Genomic DNA, 19,574 nt, shown 5'->3' on the forward strand with positions numbered 1-19,574 from the left:
TTTTAGTATAGAAAAGGATGTAACGACAATGACAGAAAAAATTACCATGGATGGCAATACAGCAGCTGCTTATATATCTTATGCGTTTACTGAATTAGTGGCAGTTTATCCGATAACACCAAGTTCTACAATGGCAGAAGTGGTAGAAAATTGGTCAGTGAAACATCGTAAAAATATTTTTGGCGAACCAGTCAAGGTTGTAAATATGCAATCAGAAGCAGGTGCAGCAGGAGCAGTACATGGGTCACTAAAAGCTGGAACATTAACATCAACGTATACAGCGTCACAAGGTCTATTGTTGATGATACCAAATATGTATAAAATTGCGGGAGAGTTACTTCCGACTGTTTTTCATGTGGCTTCTCGCGCTGTCACAACGAACGCATTAAGTATTTTTGGGGACCATGGAGATGTGATGGCAGCAAGACAAACAGGATTTTGTATGTTAGCTGAAAGCTCTGTTCAAGAAGTGATGGATTTATCTGCAGTAGCTCACTTAGCATCAATTGAAGCAAGTTTACCTTTTATGAACTTTTTTGATGGTTTTAGGACAAGTCATGAAATTCAAAAGATTGATGTGATTCCATATGACATGTTAGGAAATTTGGTGAACCAGGAAGCACTAGATGCTTTTAGAAAGCGAGCGATGAATCCGAATCACCCAAGTGTATCAGGAACAGCACAAAATCCAGATATTCATTTTCAACAAAGAGAAACAATTAACCAATACTATGAAAAAGTTCCTAGTATTGTTCAAAAATATATGCAAGATATTAATGACATACGTGGGACGAATTATGATTTGAGTACTTATTATGGTCATGAAGAAGCAACAGAAGTCATTATTTCGATGGGGTCTGTTGCACCAACAGTTAGACAAACAGTAGATTATCTAAATAAACAAGGTAGAAAAGTTGGACATTTAAATATTCATTTATATCGCCCATTCCCAACTGACAATATTTTACAGAATTTACCAAAGACTGTTGAAAGAATTGCTGTTTTAGATCGAACTAAAGAGCCTGGTGCAGATGGCGAGCCCTTATTACTTGATATTCAAAGTGCAATGTATCGTCATAAAAATCGTCCAATCGTTATTGGAGGACGTTATGGGTTAGGTTCTAAAGATGTCCCACCTAATCAAATCAAAGCGATTTTTGATCATTTAAGTGGGCCAGTTGATAAGCTATTGTATCGTTTTACTGTTGGAATCAATGATGATGTAACACATTTATCATTACCAGTAGGGCCGTTACTTGATTTGACACCAAAAGACACCTATCAAGCAAAATTTTGGGGCTTTGGGTCTGATGGAACAGTTGGAGCAAACAAACAAGCGATTAAGATTATTGGAAATCACACTGATCTTTATGCTCAAGGGTATTTTTCTTATGATTCAAAAAAATCAGGTGGGTTAACAACGTCTTATTTACGTTTTGGAAAAGAACCAATTAATTCGCCTTATTTAATTGAATCAGCAGATTTTATTGGATGCCATAATGGGTCTTATATTCACCAGTATGATTTGCTAAAAGGGTTAAAAAAAGGTGGCACGTTCCTTTTAAACACCACTTGGGATATGGAAAGAGTCAAACGTTTATTACCCAAACGATTAAAAAAAGAACTGGCACAAAAAGAGGCAAATTTTTATATTATTGACGCCATGTCAATTGCGCAACAAGTTGGTTTAGGTCGACGAATTAATCAAGTTATGTCGACAGCCTTTTTCGAGTTAAATCATTTAATGCCAAAAGATGAATACATTAACTATTTAAAAGAAGAAGTTGTCGCAAGTTACGGTAAAAAATCTCAAGCGATTGTGGATAAAAATCATGAAGCCATTGATTTAACGCTGTCAGATTTGGTAAAAGTAGATATACCAGATGACTGGTTAGACATTGAACTTGATAATACCATTGTTGACATGTCGAAACCAAAATATGTCCGAGAAATATTGGAACCGATAAATGCACAAAATGGGGATTCGCTTAGTGTGAAAACCTTGATAGATAACAATATGACAGACGGTAGTATTCCAATGGGAACAGCTGCATTTGAAAAGCGAGGCATCGCTTTAGAAGTCCCCGAATGGATACCAGATGCTTGTACAATGTGTAATGAGTGTGCATTTGTCTGTCCTCATGCAGCCATTCGACCATTTTTAGCCGATGATGACGAGATGGAAGAAGCACCAGAAGGATTTATTGTTCGTGAGATGAAAGGTGCAGATGGCTTGAAATACCGTATTCAAGTGTCATTGGAAGATTGTACGGGTTGTGGATTATGTGTGGATGTGTGTCCGGCAAAAGAAAAAGCTCTTGTGATGAAGCCTTACGAGGAACAAAAAGAAGAAGCCGTTAATTGGGCATTTGCTATGACATTAAAACAAAAAGCTAATCCAGTGAAGAAAAAAGAATCAATCAAAGGCTCTCAGTTTGAGCAACCATTAATGGAATTTTCAGGTGCGTGTTCAGGTTGTGGGGAGACAACCTACATTAAATTATTAACACAACTATATGGTGACCGTATGTTAATGGCAAATGCAACAGGTTGTTCATCGATTTGGGGAGCCTCATCACCTGCGACACCTTATACAACCAATTCAGAAGGGCAAGGTCCTGCTTGGAGTAATTCATTATTTGAAGATAATGCCGAATTTGGGTTAGGTATGTACCTAGCCAACAAAACACAACGAGATAGTGTGAAACATTTACTTGAACAAGCCATTAAAGAAAAAGTTGGTTCTGAGTCGTTAAGAGAATTAATGGCCGACTGGATTGAACATAAAGATGAAGGAAATGGTTCAAGACAACGTTCAACAAAATTAGAGGCAGCATTAGTAGAAGAGATGAATGGTGTCACATTATTAGAACAAATTTATCGTAAGAAAGATTTATTTGTTAAACCAAGCCAATGGATTATTGGTGGTGATGGATGGGCCTATGATATTGGGTTTGGTGGAATAGATCACTGTTTAGCCAGTGGAGAAGATGTCAATATTTTTATCATGGATAATGAAGTGTACTCTAATACTGGAGGTCAAACATCAAAAGCAACACCAACTGGAGCAATTGCGAAATTCTCATCAGAAGGCAAGAGAACTCCTAAAAAAGATTTAGGATTAATTGCCATGACATATGGTGGTGTGTATGTGGCACAAGTTGCGATAAATGCTAATCCGACACAAGCGATTAAAGCAATAGCGGAAGCCGAAAGTTATCCTGGGCCATCTCTTATTATAGGGTATGTTCCATGTATTAATCATGGAATACAAGGTGGGATGAGTCATGCTGTTGAAGTGACAAAACGAGCAGTTGAATCAGGCTATTGGTCATTGTATCGTTATAATCCTGAATTAGTGGATAAAGGAAAAGAACCACTAAAAATAGATTATAAAAAAGCTAATTTTGATAATTTAACAGAGTTCTTTAATTATCAAACACGTTTTTCTGCTTTAGAAAATGTGTTAGAAGACGAAGCAGAAGTGGCAACATTACTCGAAAAATCAGTCGATGATGCGATTGAAAAAGCACAAACTTATAAGAGATTATCTGGAAAATAAAAAAGAAGTTGACTAATCAAGTGTTGATTTGTCAACTTCTTTTTTGTTAATTAAATTAAAAATATTGTCAGCTTCTTTTTCTTTTAGTAAGGCAGTTAATGAAGAAAATGAAGTATCAATACAATTTAGTGGAAGTATGATTACATTTTCTTTTTTTAATTCTTCATGAAAATTGAACGATTTTGTAAACACCAAGATATTATTTTCGTGGTTTTTGAGCGTACTGATTGGCTCTGCACCTAATAGAAATTCTTTTATCATAAATTTATTGAAAGATAGGTTATTATAGAGCAAATGTTTCATTAACTTATGATCAGCAATGGACTCGCTGACGATAGTTAGTGTCAAGTTAGGCATGAGAAATCGTAATAAATTCGTTAACAACATGGTGAAGTAATTTAGTTCACTATAGGAAACAGCTTCTATAATATTAAGTTCCTTTTCACAGTTGATTTTTACTTGAACTAATCGGTTGTATATTTCCTGGTCTAGGTCAGACTTCAGAACATTGCAATCATAATTATTTATTTTTATTAAGTGATGTAAATTAAATAAATAGCGTTTATATAAATAAAAAATACCTGTTCTAAAATCTGGTAGTTTGACAATATCAGAGCCAAAATAGTGTTCAATTAAATTAACTAAATAGCTAACCCTATCTTGACGATAGACTATTTCTTTAACTTGTATTTTATCTTGTTCAGACCATTTATTTGAAAAAAGTGGGTTTTTTGTGGAACAGTAGACTAAAAAAATATAATCATAATCAGACTTTGACCAGTTATGTGGTCCAAATAATTGGTCGAGATATGATGGTAACATTTTATAAATAAAAATAGTTTTTAATTCTTCAAATTCTTCATTATAAGGTAACGAATAATCTGGGTTATATCGAATCCATGAAAGCATAATTAGATGTTCGAAAAAACCATATTCTTCTTGTGAATGTTCAAGAAAATCGAAAGAAATGAAAGAATTAGTCTCGCAAATAAATTGACGTACTTTATAAGTATCTTTGGGAGTGATCTCGTAACAATGTATCCCATAGTTAAAGGCTAATGTTGAAATAAGATAACGTATTCTGTATTCGTCACCTTTTATTTTATAGTTATGGGTGTCTAGTCCAATATAGTGTAAAAAGGATTTACAAGAATTAATGACTCTATAGGCATTTGCTTTTGAAATATAGATGGAATCAATAAAGTCATTCAACGTTTGGTCAGTATTTGTCACTAAAAATTTCAAAGCAAGTAAAACATTAGATTGTTGATAAATAATATGTTGTATCTGTCGGCAAGATAAATCGCATAATGAAGTTAGTGAGTAAACATTGGGTTTTATTTCATTAATGGAAATGTATGTATCTAGCAGTCGCTCCAGTTCTTTTATAGTATTTAATATTTTTACTTTTGAGAATTGAGTGACTTCAATTAAATCATTCATATGACTGTATTTCTTATTAAATAAAATTTTAAATATTAAAATCTCATCTTTTACTCTGTTTTCAATATGATTATCTAACAGCATAAATGCGCCCCTTCCCTAAATAGCTATAATCTATTATATTCTAATTTGTTTAAAAAAGAGAAGACTCGTTATTATATTTTTCTCAAAAAAATTTTATTTTAAAAAAAATAATGAGAAAAAATTGAAAAATAATTTGTTATTCTTTAGATTGAAATAAGTTTGGAAGGGAAATAAAGGTATGAAAATAAAGAAAATAAGCCATTTTTTAATGGCAGTTATGGTGTTACCTTATTTTAGTGGATTAAGCGTTTTAGCTGAGAAAAAGCCGATTAATGATGCTTATGATAAGCAAGAAGAGGTTGTCAAAGAAACAAAACGGTATAAGGAAAAGAAAATAACGTTAAAAGCAAAAAAAAGTCAGGAATTTGTAGAACCAACACCAATTGATTATGAAATTTTAATTGATGGTTCAGGCTCTATGCGTGATACTGGTAGTTTGGAAACAACAAAATCTGTCTTAAAAGACTTTATTAACACGAGAAATAAAAAGACAGATAGAGTAGGATTGTCAGTATTTAGAGGACCTGGTTATGATATGGTAAATAATACGATGTTATATGATGTTATAACAGATACTATTAGTGATTATGATAATAATTTTGATGAATTAAATCAAAAAATTGATGGATTAAAATCAGGAGGATTAACACCTTTACTTGATGGACTTAATCATTCGTTAAACAAAATGAATGCTACAAATCGAAAAGACGCGAGAAAAGTGTTAATCGTTTTTTCTGATGGACACCCTAATATTGGTCCTAAGAGAGATTATGTTGTTACTAAAAACGCTTTGAGAGGTGCTGAGCAATATATAAATCCTGAAGTGAATTATCCAGGAAATAAAGCAATCGAGTTAAGAAAAGAGATTGATGAATTTTATGAAAAGGGAGATATTGAGTCAGATTTATATTTACAAAAGGAAAAAGAATTAAATGAATTAGATAATAAGTTTCCATTGGGATACAAAAATGTAAATTTTGATAACCCTTCAGATAGAGTTAATAAAGATTTTGAAGGAAGACGTTATGAAAATCATATACAAGAGTTTTATGATTTAGCAGACATGATCACGAAAAAAGCAACAGATATAAAAAAACAAGGTTATGAAGTGTATACCGTTTATTTAGATAACTCGAAAAGTGATTCTTACTCAAAAATTATTAATAAAAATGGTGAAGTAGAATCATTATTTAAGAATATGGCACAAGATTCTAATCATTATTTTTCTGCAAGCAATGTTAATTTATTAAGCCAATCTTTTAAAGAGTTGGATAATACCATTAAAAAATATACTTATGAAATTCATGATGACATCGAACAAGGATATACATTAATGCCAGAGACGATTAAATCAGATAAGGATAATGTGTTAGTTAATCATGATGATAAACACATACAATGGACATCATCAGGAGTTGACTATGAAGAATTAACTGTTTCATATCATATATACAAGGAAATTTCTGAGGGAACTGTCGTGGTGAAACACGTAGATGAATCAGGCAAAGAATTAGTGGAATCTGAAACAAAAACCAATACAGTTGGCGAAAAATACGAGACTGAATCAAAAGAAATTCCAGGTTATGAACTAATAACAACGCCAACTAACGCTAAAGGTGACTTCAAAGAGGGCACACAAGAAGTGATCTATGTGTACAAACCAACAACAGAAGTACCGTCTGTTGTTGAAGGCACTGTGATTGTGAAACATGTGGATGAAAGTGGCAAAGTAATCGCGAAATCTGAAACAAAAACCGATACAGTTGGCGAAAAATACGAGACAACATCAAAAGAAATACCAGGATATGAGTTGGTGACAACACCAACCAATGCAACTGGTGAGTTTAAAGAAGGTACACAAGAAGTTATTTATGTGTACAAGCCAAAAACAGAAGCACCCTCTATTGTTGAAGGCACAGTGATTGTGAAACATGTGGACGAAAGTGGCAAAGCAGTCGCAAACCCTGAAACAAAAACGAATACAGTTGGCGAAAAATACGAGACTGAATCAAAAGAAATCCCAGGTTATGAGTTAGTGACAACACCAACTAATGCAACTGGTGAGTTTAAAGAAGGTAAGCAAGAAGTTATTTATGTGTACAAACCAAAAGAAGAAGCACCTTCTATTATCGAAGGCACTGTGGTTGTGAAACATGTGGATGAAAGAGGCAAAGCAGTCGCAAACCCTGAAACAAAAACGAATACAGTTGGCGAAAAATACGAGACTGAATCAAAAGAAATCCCAGGTTATGAGTTAGTGACAACCCCAACCAACGCCAATGGTGAGTTTAAAGAAGGTACACAAGAAGTTATTTATGTGTACAAACCAAAAGAAGAAGTACCCTCTATTGTTGAAGGCACAGTGATTGTGAAACATGTGGATGAAAGCGGCAAAGCAATCGCAAAACCTGAAACAAAAACTGATACAGTTGGCGAAAAATATGAGACTGAATCAAAAGACATTCCAGGTTATGAATTAGTGACAACGCCAACTAACGCAACGGGTGAGTTTAAAGAAGGTACGCAAGAAGTTATTTATGTGTACAAACCAAAAGAAGAAGTACCCTCTGTTATAGAAGGCACAGTGATTGTGAAACATGTGGACGAAAGTGGTAAAGCAATCGCAAAACCTGAAACAAAAACTAATGAAGTTGGCGAAAAATACGAGACTGAATCAAAAGAAATCCCAGGTTATGAGTTAGTGACAACACCAACCAACGCCAATGGAGACTTCAAAGAGGGCACACAAGAAGTTATCTATGTGTACAAGCCAGCTAAACAAATCATTACTAATGAGGCTAATACTAATGAAACTAATACGATAGAAAAACCATCGAGTAAGCCGGTATCAAAAAATGTAATAAAATATGATAAGAAGAATAATAATATTATTTTAAAAAATGAATTAGCGAAAACATTACCTAAGACAGGTGACATAGAAAATAGAACATATCTGTTAATGGGAATCATATCAATAGTTAGTTCTTTTGGAATATTAGTTTTAAGAAGAATAAAATAATTGCTATAAAATCATAGCAAAACAATTCAAATCCATTTATATTATGTATAGAGCATAATATAGATGGATTTTTTATTATCACAAAAAGGAGTCTTAAGTATGAATCATAAATTATTTATTGTAGAAGACGACCCTGTCATTTGTCAGGGGTTAAAAACCCATCTATCTCAGTGGGGATATAATTGTTTTAGTGTAGAAAACTTTGAAAAAGTATTAGATGAGATTCAAGAAACTCAAGCTGATATGGTATTAATGGATATTTCGTTGCCTTATTATAATGGGTTTTACTGGTGTGAAAAATTGCGTCAAGTGTCAGAGATACCTATTATTTTTCTTTCGTCAGCGGATGATAATATGAACATGGTTATGGCAATGAATATGGGAGCAGATGATTTCGTAGCAAAACCATTTGATTTTTCTGTTTTGGTAGCAAAAATTCAGGCTCTACTTAGAAGAAGTTACCAGTTTGGAAATGTAACGTCGTATCAAAATGGTGATTATCAATTACTCTTCCAAGATAATCGTGTGAAATATCATGATGAGAGCATTGATGTTTCACCAACTGAGTGTAAAATTTTGTCGCTATTATTTCAATATAAAAATCAAATCGTGACAAAGGACATGATGATGGAAAAATTATGGGAAGGTGATGACTTTATTGACAATAATACCTTGTCAGTGAATATGGCTCGACTACGAAAAAAACTATCTCCTATTAAGTTAGATGACCATATCCAAACAGTTAAAGGTAAAGGCTATTTATTAGATGGGTTAGACGGATGAAAAAATTTCTTTACCAATATTTAAAAGACCGTATGGGTTATTATTTATTTGTGATACTAATTAGTATGATGTTTTTGGTGACGTTTTTTTTATATGATTTACCTATAATGGCATTTAAAGATGGATTACTTTTTGTTGTCTTTATATTATTGATTTGGGAAGTGATTGATATGCGACAAACATATAAAAAACATCAAGCCTTACACCAGCTTATCAATCAGGAAACAATCGATAATCAGTTGTATCAGAATGTAACAGTAGGAAATGGATTAATTGAAGAAGATTATCAAACACTACTAAAAAAAATAAGTGATGACAATCAACGCTTGGAGCATGAACTTTCTTCTGAACAACGGAAATTACTAGACTATTATGGTATGTGGAGCCATCAAATTAAAACACCACTAGCTGCTTTACAAGTATTAATTGAAACTGATCCTACCGCTACGACAAAGATAAAAAATGAGATATCAACTATTGATGGTTATTTATCGATGATGCTACATTATTTAAAAATGACGAATTTACAAGATGATTTGGTTTTAAAAAGTGTTGCATTAGAAGATGTGGTAAAGAAAGTTATTAAAAAATACCGTATGTTTTTTATTCAAAAAGAGTTAAGTGTTACATTGGAATCCTTTCAAAAAGAGATTGTGACGGATGAAAAATGGTTAGTATTTATTTTAGAACAAATTGTGTTTAATAGCATTAAATACACTAAAACTGGTGGCATCAGTATTTATTTGTCTGGTGAAACATTAATAATTCAAGATAGTGGAATAGGAATTCTTCCACAAGATTTGCCACGGATTTTTGAGTCAGGTTACACAGGTTTTAATGGCAGACAGCATCAAAAAGCGACAGGTCTAGGACTTCATATGAGTCAAAATGTTGCCAATCAATTAGGGATTAATTTAGAGATAGAATCTGAGGTAGGAAAAGGAACAAGTGTCTTTATTACGTTTTCTCAATATGAATCAACCTATGATTAGCCAAACTTACTAAGTTGTAAGTTTGGTTTTTTATCTGTAAGTATGAATTAGTACCAATTTTTTGTATGATTAATTTATCAAGAAGAACAGATAAAAAGGAGAAACAATATGACTTTATTAGACGTAAAAAATGTAAAGAAAACCTATCATACAAGATTAGGCGGAGCAAAAGTAGAAGCTCTAAAACAAATTAATTTTTCAGTAGAATCAGGCGAATATGTGGCGATTATGGGGGAATCTGGTTCTGGGAAAAGTACCTTATTAAATCTATTAGCAACGTTAGATAAACCAACAGCAGGTGATATTTTTTTAAATGGTCAAAACATGAATGACATCAAAGAAAAAGAATCTGCAGCATTTAGACGAGAACATTTAGGGTTTGTGTTTCAACAATTTAACCTCTTAGATACTTTTTCAGTTCAAGATAATATTTTATTGCCACTCGTTTTAGCAAAAATACCACTTAAAGATATGATGACACGATTAGATAACTTAGCTCCAAAGCTAGGGTTACATAAACTATTAGAAAAATATCCTTATGAATTATCCGGTGGGCAACAACAACGAGTGGCAGCAGCAAGAGCACTCATTACGCAACCAGACATTTTATTAGCTGACGAGCCAACTGGTGCGTTGGATTCAAAAACCTCAACACAGTTATTATCTTTGTTTCAAGAGGTTAACCAAGAAGGGCAAACAATTGTTATGGTCACACACAGTGTTGTTGCGGCAAGTCATGCTAAGCGAGTGTTATTTATCAAAGATGGACAAGTCTTTAATCAAATTTACCGTGGAACACAAAATAATGATGATTTTTTAAATCAAATTTCTGAAACGATGACGGTTTTATTAACAGGGGAGGCGTAATATGTTTTATTCAAAATTAGCCTTAACCAATTTGAAGAACAATAAAAAAGCTTATGCTCCATTCATTTTATCTATGATATTCTTAGTTGATGTGAATGTGATTATGCAAATTCTGTTAAACAATGATGGGATGAATACGTTACCTGGAGCAGATTCAGCAAAATCATTGTTTGGATTTGGTTCGATTGTGATTATGATTTTTACCGTAATATTTTCTCTTTATACCAACAGTTTTTTACTCAAACAACGTAAAAAAGAATTGGGTCTTTACAATATACTGGGAATGGGAAAACGAGAGTTAGGAAAGATTCTGTTTATCGAATCTATCATGGTTTCTTTATTTTCTATAGTAATGGGGATATTTACTGGAATTATTTTTTCAAAACTATCCTTTCTAATATTGAAGAAAATGACAGGATTTGGAGATGGATTTACTTATAGTTTAAATATAATGAGTTTGGGCTATATCATCTTATTCTTTGTTGGCATCTTTTTATTACTGTATGTCATCAATATGATTCAACTAAAATTAGTGAATCCTCTTGAATTATTAAAAGGAACTCAAACAGGTGAAAAAGAACCGAAAGTAAAATGGCTGACAGGTATATTAGGAATTATCTGTATTGGTGCAGGGTACTATATGTCAGTCACTATTGAATCTCCTTTAAAAGCGATTAGTTTATTTTTTATTGCGATTTTACTCGTGATTTTTGGGACGTATGCACTATTTATGGCAAGTAGCATCATGATTTTAAAATTATTAAAACGTCGAAAATCATATTATTACCAACCCACTCATTTTATTGCCATCTCTAACATGATGTATCGTATGAAGCAAAATGCTGTGGGACTAGCAAGTATTAGCATTTTAAGTACTATGGTGTTGGTGACACTTAGTACAACAGGAAGTTTGTTTTTTGGGATGGATAATGTGATAAAAAATCGCAATCCATATGATATCAGTCTTATTGTGCCTCAAGATAAAGTAAAAGAGGTCGAAACCTTATTTAAGACAGAAGCTAAGAAATATGATCTTTCATTAAAAGAAGTCGATCATGCAAATCTATCTGATGGGTTAATGGTAATTAAAGATAAAAATCACTATAATTTACTATCTAAAGAAACTAAGAATTTAAATGACTTTAGCAAATCAGAGTCTTTAAATTTTATGACACAAGACGAGTACAACCGTTTAGAAAAAGCTGGATTAAAGCTTAAAGATGATGAGATTGCCTTATATAGTATGAATGGAAAATTTGAAGGAGAGTTAGCGTCATTTGGCGACAAAGATTTTAAAGTAAAAAAAGTGATAGATAGCATCACGTTTATCCCTACAATCAGTGGAATTTCAAATATGCTGTTTGTTGTAGTAGCTAATCCAAAAGTGATGGAAGAAACAATTAAGGCTCTTGCACCCAATGATTATGCTGACTATTTAGAAATCGAACCAACAGTCTATGCGAATGTTACGGGAGAAAATGCGAATGAATTAACTTATGCAAAAGCTATGAAGAACCAACTAAAAGAAATGGGGCTCACGAACAGCTTTTCATCTGCTGCTATTGATAGAGAAGAATTACAAGCATTTACAGGTGGATTTTTATTTTTAGGGATGATTTTAGGACTTAGTTTTACATTGGCAACAGGGCTAATCATTTACTACAAACAAATCTCTGAAGGAATGCAAGATGAGCACCGTTATGACATTATGCAAAAAGTTGGAATGAGTCATCAAGAAGTGAAACAGAGTATTAGAGGTCAAATCATTATGGTATTCTTTTTCCCAATTTTACTTGCGACACTTCATTTAGCTTTTGCGTTTCCTTTGATGAGTAATTTACTTATGTTGTTTGGTTTAAGTGACAAAAAGCTATTCATGATTATCTGTGTCATTATGGTAGGCATATTCTTACTGATTTATCTAGTAATGTATGCTCAAACATCAAAAGTATATTATCGTTTAGTTGAAAGAAAAGCGATATAAATTAGTGACTACTGTATAGATTATCTATATGGTAGTTTTTTAATCATTAAAAATTATCTATCATAACGTTTTTTCAAAAGTAAAATAATCATACTATTGACTTATTATTGTAAAATAGGTATATTTTATGTTATAGAAAACGTTTAAAAAAGGTGGTTTTAAAATTGAAAAAGTGGTTAGGAGTTAGTGTGTTACTAATTATGTTAAGTGGGTGTGGGAGTTCAAGTGAAAAAACGAACAAAGAAACGGATAAAGAAGTAACAGCAAATACAGCATCTGTTATTGATAAGGATTCTGACAAAGTGGTTATGAACGGTCACGAGTTTGAGTATGATACATTATCAGGAGCTACAGTGGTTTCATCTAGAAAAGATGCTGTTGAGATGGATCCTGAAGAAAAAGCAGAAAAAATGTTTTGGACTGTACAACCACCACAAGGATTAATTGCTGGTGAATATTATTATGATGAGAAAGAATTTAATGACGGGTTTATTGCAACAGCTGATTTAGTGTTAAGTGGTAATGATATTGTACACATGGAATTAGATGAGATAGCACCTGATGATTATTATTCTAAAGACTGGGCTGGAGAAGGAAAACGTCGATCTGGATATGCTGATTTCCAAGCTTCTAAAGATCGAACAAGTAAAACTCTTGTAACGTGGGTTAATGGCGTGACGTTCCTTGAATGGCAAGCTCTTAAGAAAAATGGACTAGACATTAATTATGATACTATTTTTGGTGCATCAAACAGTGCTAGAGATGCGTTCATTCCGTTATTAAAAGACATGTCTAAAGAGGTTAATACACCTTCTGGTGAGTATTATATTGGATATGCTGAAAAACCCAAAGATGGTATAACAAGTCGATTGGAATTAGTATTTGAAGGCGATAAAATTGTGAAAGTAAAATATGATGAAATCTTTGCAGATAATAAAGATGAAATTAAAGATGAATCATTGCAAAAATATGTGAGACAAAGTAAGTATGATTCGATGACTTATAATAAAGATACAAAAGATGCATTTAGAAAAATATCAGATGATGTATCAAAACAAATATTGGATAAGCAAAATCTAAAAATTGATACATCAAGTTATGACAAGGAGTATCAAGATAGTTTATCTGCTTTATTTAAAGACATTCAACCAGCTATTGATGAGTATATGAAGAGTGATAAAAAATCAACTGCTTCTGAAAGAAAACTTTATAGTGAAAAAGCAAAAGAAAATGACTATTTCAAAGACAAAATAGTTATGACACGTTTAGATAGCAAGTACGACAAAGAAACAGAAAATTATTGGATTAATTTAGAAGTTGAAAATAAATCCGATAAAGAATATGCTTTTTCAACAAATAAATTTTATTTATATGTTCATAATAAGGACAATGCTTATGATACATTGACCGATGAAGATGTACGTGATATTACATTGAAACCAGGAGAGAAAACAACTCTAGAATTAAATATTAATCCAGTTTATACAACTGATACAGATGTATCATTAGTATATGATGGAACTGAAAATGTATATCTTAGAGTAGAAGTTCCACAGGTATCTGAATAATAAAAGCACCTACGCCTTAGTAAATACTTCGGCGTAGGTGCTTTATTTTTTCTTTTTTTCAATTTGTTTAGTTAGTTTTTCTATTTTTTTCTTTTTTTGTTCAATTGATTTTTTTTGTTGCTGTTTTTTTAGTTGCTGTATTCCTTTTCCTGTTTTATTCAAAACAGAAGAGGAGGTCTCAACAGTTTTATTAATCGCTGTTGTAGATAATTTTTTTGTTTGCTTTAACACTTTTCCAGCAGTAATAGGAATGATTCTTGATTTACAGTAGCTACATCTTTTTTGATTTGGGTTTATCTCTCTACCACATTCTTTACAAGTAATCATTGTGTTAGTTCCTTTCTGAAGTTAATGAGGTTGTTTTAAAACAAGTGTTTCATTCATTGAAAGAAAGTCATTTGTTTGACTAACGCTTTCTAAAACATCTGTGACTGCATGACTAAACGGATTTGTGGCTTCTTTGAAATACCCATCGACAGCTAATTGTACATCTTTAGTCAAAACAGTATCCATTTCTTTATTGTACATATCAAGAGCGTGGCTTAGGGCATAATGTTCTTCAAGTTCAGTATAACACTGAATTTGAATTTTAAAGCACTCATTGAATAAATACAAGTTTTGAAGTGACTGATTAGCCAATTCAATTGTTAATTTATCTTTAAAACGGGTTTTAGTATTGATTAATTTGTCGACTTTATCTGTGAGCTGTTTATATAGCATGTGTTTTGTGTTTGTGACATCACTTAGTATAGCGAGTAAGAATTCTTGTTTAAGTTTTTTATCTGAGAAAAGTAAGGCTTGTTCCAACTTCTCCTTTGCAGCAAAAGCTCTTGCATATCGATCGTTTTCAAAGTTTTGCAAAATATCACTAATTCCTTGATTAAGCTCCTCAATTCCTTTTTCAATTTTTTGAAGTTTAACAAACAATCCAGCTGCTAACATAGCAGGCCCTAACATTGGAGTAACTATATCAGCTTTTATTGGTAGCTGTTTTACCATTTTTTTTGTTTTAGGATCTCTTACAATTGCTAAAGCATCACCATTAGCTTTTTGAAGAAACTCTAGTGAGCCTTCTGTAAGTTTTTTACCAATATCGGTAGATATATCGACTACATATTTTGTATCTGTTTGTAGACTTTCAACTAAACCAGGAATCATTAAAGAGATTTCTGCTAAATAATTCAATCCTTGTTTGCCTTTTGAAGGAGATGTCTTTTTGAAAAGAGGGCTTTTATTAATATCTAAATCTTTCGTAATTGTGTCTACTTCTTTTATTTCCATCAAATCACCTCAATTAAATAATTTACCTATATTTTATCACTTATGTTAAATGAAACATACAAAATAAATCGATAGTAATTTAACTAAAAAACTATTGACTTATCTTTTTTATAGCGGTATATTATGTATGTGATTTGTTACAATTTAAGTTAATTACTGAAAAGGAGAGGCTATGAAGTTAAAAAAAGTATTAAGTATGAAGTTGGGATTAAATTTATCAAGACAAAAGGATAAAGAAGATATCCCAATATATACAAACAAGGATATGTTAGATGATTTAGAACAAATAGAAGTAGATAAACCAGAAGAAGCGATTATACCATTTGAGGATGGAACACATACTGTTCATAGTGGGGATGTTGTTTATAATTTCATTAATTCAATGTGTGGCATTGTTAGCCAAAAACATGATGGAAAAAGTATTAATCAAAATTTTGCTAAAATTATTTTTGATGATAAACACATAGATTCTAAATTTATATGTTATTTATTAAATGAGTCATCAGAGATAGAAAAACAAAAATTTATTTCTCTTCAGGGGTCTATTATAAAAAAATTATCGCCTAGTGTGATTTATGAGTTTGATGTTAGACTTCCTGATTTGGAACAACAACAACTAATTGGAAATTTATACTTTGATTGGTTGAAACGTCAGGCACTAATAAAAAAAGAGCAAGAGTTAGAAGACAAGATGATGAAAGAAATGTTAAATAAATTAACAATAATGGAAAAGTGAGAGAAATAATGGAGAAAAATTTAACAAAGCAATTTATAAGTACAACTGAAACACTACGTACAAAGATGGATGCATCTGAATATAAAAATTATATTTTGGGATTGATTGTTTATAAATATTTATCAGACAAATTATTGTTGGAAGTGGTGGAACAATCAGGAGAAGAACTGACAGATTATTCAACAAAAGATAAGCAAACAACTCTTTATAAAAAGTTGTTAGAAGATAATGAAATCAAAGAAGATCTATTACAGGAGTTGTTAAATGAACTAAGTTATGTCATTGAACCTAATTATTTATTTAATGTATTGGCAGAACAAGCAAGAACTGAAACATTAAAATTAGATGATTTAAGAGAAGCTTTAATCAATATATCAAATAGCAATCCATTTTTTTTTGGACTTTTTGATGATGTAGATTTATCTTCAAGAAAACTTGGAAATGATGAAGAACAGCAATTATTAATTATTAGCGACATACTTATAAAATTAAATGAAATTGATATGATGAATCATGATATCAAAAGTATAGGTCTAGCTTTTGATTCGTTAATTGATAAATTCTCTTTAGACTCGGGTAAACGAGTTGAAGATTTTTTCACACCAATCAGTATATCAGGCATATTAGCTCGGATTGTCACAATGGGGCATACGAACAAGCAGGAATTTAGTATATATGACCCGGTGATGGGATCCGGTTCATTGTTATTGAAAGTGGGAAACTCTATCCATCCATCGACAAGGGTCAAATACTACGGACAAGAATTAAATGCGACTACTTTTAATTTAGCAAGAATGAATTTTATTATGCATGGTATCGATATGAAACAGGCTGTTTTGAATAATGGTGATACATTGAATAAAGATTGGCCAATTACTGAACCAAAAACATTTGATTCAGTGGTTATGAATCCTCCTTATTCAGCTAAATGGTCAGCAGATAAGTCATTTTTATCAGATTCTAGGTTTAGTGAATTTGATAAACTTGCCCCAAAATCAAAAGCTGATTTCGCCTTTTTATTACATGGGTTATATCATTTGAAAGACAATGGAACCATGGCAATCATCTTACCTCATGGCGTTTTATTTCGTGGAGCGGCAGAGGGAGATATTCGTAAAAAGTTATTAGAAGATGGAAATATCGAAGCAGTGATTGGTATGCCATCTAACTTGTTTTATGGGACTTCTATTCCCACAACGATTATTGTGTTGAAAAAAAATCGGTTAGAAAAAGATGTTTTGTTTATTGATGCTAGTCGCGAATTTGAAAAAGAAAAATTACAAAATAAGTTAACAAAAGAAAATGTGGATAAAATCATTGATACTTATCGTGAAAAAAAAATCATTGACAGATATTCTTATATTGCTTCTTTTGATGAGATTAAGGGAAATGACTATAACTTAAATATTCCACGATATGTTGATACATTTGAAGAAGTTGCACCACTAGATATCAAGGCGGTCAGTAACGAATTAAAAGAGATTAACGCGAAGAAACAAGAGTTAAATCAAAAAATGTCAGCAATGATTCATTCTTTAGATGATCGGTATTTAGTAGATTCAAATGTAAAAGCTATCATTGAGTTGTTAAATAAATAAAATTAAAAAAAGTTGGTTAAAAAGGGATAAAGGGACAAGATATAAAAAAGGGGTTGTAGGTGTTGGGAAGTAGCATTATATTTATTGGAAATTCACATCCGGTGTATTTACCGTATTGGCAAAATAAGAGAAAGGTAAAATATATTGACACAGAAGAGTTTTATCACGATTTATTAACCTATTGTCAAACAGACATAAACTCAAAATCTAGTACGATTATAAAAAAATTAGAAACTAAGTACAAGACAAAAAGGTTGAAAGATGAAACTATCAAACGTATTCATATGTCTTATCGTGAAGTATTATCCGGTCGAAAACTAAATAAGCGTTCTATTAAGTTGATATTAAATAATGAACTTGTAGCAAGTTTGGAGAAACACGAAGTTGATGCCCGTGTTATCAAAAGCATCTGTCAGTATCAATTATTAAAAAAATATAATCCTAAGAATAAAAATAGTGCTCATGATAAAAGTAGTAAAGAAAAATATCTGAAAAAGGAAGAAATAAATAATCAATTTTATTTTGATTTGAGTTTACTTGGGAAAGAACAAATAGAATTATTAAAACTAGATATTGATACACGGATACTTTATTTTAATAAACGGGTGAAACGATTTATGCAAAAATACCCTAATCAGTTGTCGGAAAAAGAGATACGTAGCATTTTAAGAGCATATCGTTTAAATTTAAGGAAAGCCAATTATCAACATGAACCATTACTATTTTTAAACATGTTTGAAAAAGAATTAGCAGATTGTGGTGTAAATAAAGGGTTGAGAGCAGCTATATTGGCTAATGAGGAAAAAATGATTCAAAATGGTAAGAAAATTAAAAAGGTGGAAAAACCTTCTAGCAAAATAGAGAGACCTAAGCCAGATGAAAAGTTACAAAAGAGATGTGATACAAAATCTTCACATAAAAAATCATTCATGACAAAAGAATGTTTTTCAGAGATAACTGATATGGCACGGCAAGAAGGGACAAAAGCGTTGGAAGACACGCATATTATAAATCATAGTTGGATAGTGAAAGAACTATCAAAAAAGTATAAGACAAGTGGATTAGAAAAAGATTTGATATTTATTATTGTAGCTTATCAGTTCTATGTTTATGAATTAGAAAAAAAATCAGATAAAACGATTGAAGAGTTATTATATACTCTTGAAACAAACTTAATGGATTGTGGTGTGCCAATAAAGTTGCATCGCTTTATTTTAGATGCAGAAGAATGTTATTTGCAAAAAAAAGCGAATGATGAAATGAAAGAGTATCGCCAAAAAAAGAAAAATGTTAGACAAAGTGATGTTAAGGAAGAGCAAACATCACAATTGATTGAAATAGAAGAGTCTATTTTGAAAAGCTATTATAGAGATCTTTGTGCTTTATTAATCAAAATAGAGTGTTATGAAGAACAAGATATTATTCAAGCATTATACCGTAAATACAATCAAACTATTTTAAGAGATAGTGACATAAAATTATTGATTGATGCTTATGAGTATATGGTAATGCCCCTGGCTAATATTAGGGAAAACAATAAACGATTACAAATAATCAAAACAGGATTTAAACAGTGTTTAGAAGCCTTCGAGGTGAAACCTGAAATTATTGAAAAAGTTTGGGAAAATGAGTACGGAAAAGAAGTATAGGGAAAATT

General features: G+C 31.7%; 13 protein-coding genes. 10 read left to right on the forward strand and 3 right to left on the reverse strand.

Annotated features, from left to right (window positions below):
* Positions 1 to 28: 28 nt before the first annotated feature.
* On the forward strand, positions 29 to 3,562 hold the full coding sequence (gene nifJ / locus CBF36_RS01285) for a pyruvate:ferredoxin (flavodoxin) oxidoreductase (RefSeq protein WP_243637950.1): 3,534 nt from the start codon (positions 29 to 31) through the stop codon (positions 3,560 to 3,562).
* A 12-nt stretch (positions 3,563 to 3,574) separates the two neighbouring features.
* Here the strand turns inward: nifJ and CBF36_RS01290 are convergent, their stop codons facing one another.
* Entirely contained in the window at positions 3,575 to 5,089 is a 1,515-nt protein-coding gene (locus CBF36_RS01290) for a helix-turn-helix domain-containing protein (RefSeq protein ID WP_125955922.1), read from the reverse strand.
* Positions 5,090 to 5,267: 178 nt separating this feature from the next.
* On the opposite strand from CBF36_RS01290, the gene CBF36_RS01295 reads away from it, so the two are divergent.
* The 6 genes from CBF36_RS01295 (at position 5,268) to CBF36_RS01320 (ending at position 14,302) form a co-directional block, all read left to right on the forward strand.
* Complete coding sequence (locus tag CBF36_RS01295) at positions 5,268 to 8,108, forward strand: MucBP domain-containing protein (RefSeq protein WP_125955924.1); 2,841 nt, start codon at positions 5,268 to 5,270, stop codon at positions 8,106 to 8,108.
* 99 nt (positions 8,109 to 8,207) lie between these two features.
* Complete coding sequence (locus tag CBF36_RS01300; protein ID WP_125955925.1) at positions 8,208 to 8,891, forward strand: response regulator transcription factor; 684 nt, start codon at positions 8,208 to 8,210, stop codon at positions 8,889 to 8,891.
* The gene (locus tag CBF36_RS01305; protein WP_125955927.1) at positions 8,888 to 9,883 is read left to right on the forward strand and encodes a sensor histidine kinase; all 996 of its coding nucleotides are present in this window, start codon (positions 8,888 to 8,890) and stop codon (positions 9,881 to 9,883) included. Before CBF36_RS01300 ends, CBF36_RS01305 begins: the two co-directional genes overlap by 4 nt.
* A 108-nt stretch (positions 9,884 to 9,991) precedes the next feature.
* The gene (locus CBF36_RS01310; RefSeq protein ID WP_125955929.1) at positions 9,992 to 10,750 is read left to right on the forward strand and encodes an ABC transporter ATP-binding protein; all 759 of its coding nucleotides are present in this window, start codon (positions 9,992 to 9,994) and stop codon (positions 10,748 to 10,750) included.
* Position 10,751: 1 nt separating this feature from the next.
* Positions 10,752 to 12,734: an FtsX-like permease family protein gene (locus CBF36_RS01315; protein WP_125955930.1), complete on the forward strand. Its 1,983-nt coding sequence runs from the start codon at positions 10,752 to 10,754 to the stop codon at positions 12,732 to 12,734.
* A 164-nt stretch (positions 12,735 to 12,898) separates the two neighbouring features.
* Positions 12,899 to 14,302 (forward strand): hypothetical protein, encoded by a 1,404-nt coding sequence (locus CBF36_RS01320; RefSeq protein WP_125955932.1) that lies wholly within the window; start codon positions 12,899 to 12,901, stop codon positions 14,300 to 14,302.
* 42 nt (positions 14,303 to 14,344) lie between these two features.
* On the opposite strand, the gene CBF36_RS01325 is transcribed toward CBF36_RS01320, so the two are convergent.
* Positions 14,345 to 14,629 (reverse strand): hypothetical protein, encoded by a 285-nt coding sequence (locus tag CBF36_RS01325; RefSeq protein WP_125955934.1) that lies wholly within the window; start codon positions 14,627 to 14,629, stop codon positions 14,345 to 14,347.
* A gap of 21 nt (positions 14,630 to 14,650) precedes the next feature.
* On the reverse strand, positions 14,651 to 15,583 hold the full coding sequence (locus CBF36_RS01330) for a hypothetical protein (protein WP_125955935.1): 933 nt from the start codon (positions 15,581 to 15,583) through the stop codon (positions 14,651 to 14,653).
* A gap of 172 nt (positions 15,584 to 15,755) precedes the next feature.
* On the opposite strand from CBF36_RS01330, the gene CBF36_RS01335 reads away from it, so the two are divergent.
* The 3 genes from CBF36_RS01335 (at position 15,756) to CBF36_RS01345 (ending at position 19,566) form a co-directional block, all read left to right on the forward strand.
* A complete protein-coding gene (locus tag CBF36_RS01335) occupies positions 15,756 to 16,319 on the forward strand; it encodes a restriction endonuclease subunit S (RefSeq protein WP_125955937.1) in 564 nt (187 codons plus the stop codon).
* An 8-nt stretch (positions 16,320 to 16,327) separates the two neighbouring features.
* Entirely contained in the window at positions 16,328 to 17,917 is a 1,590-nt protein-coding gene (locus CBF36_RS01340; RefSeq protein ID WP_125955939.1) for a type I restriction-modification system subunit M, read from the forward strand.
* Positions 17,918 to 17,979: 62 nt separating this feature from the next.
* Positions 17,980 to 19,566, forward strand: a complete 1,587-nt coding sequence (locus CBF36_RS01345) for a hypothetical protein (RefSeq protein WP_125955940.1) — start codon at positions 17,980 to 17,982, stop codon at positions 19,564 to 19,566.
* Positions 19,567 to 19,574 lie beyond the last annotated feature (8 nt).

This window comes from Vagococcus bubulae (assembly GCF_003950315.1).
GTDB lineage: Bacteria > Bacillota > Bacilli > Lactobacillales > Vagococcaceae > Vagococcus > Vagococcus bubulae.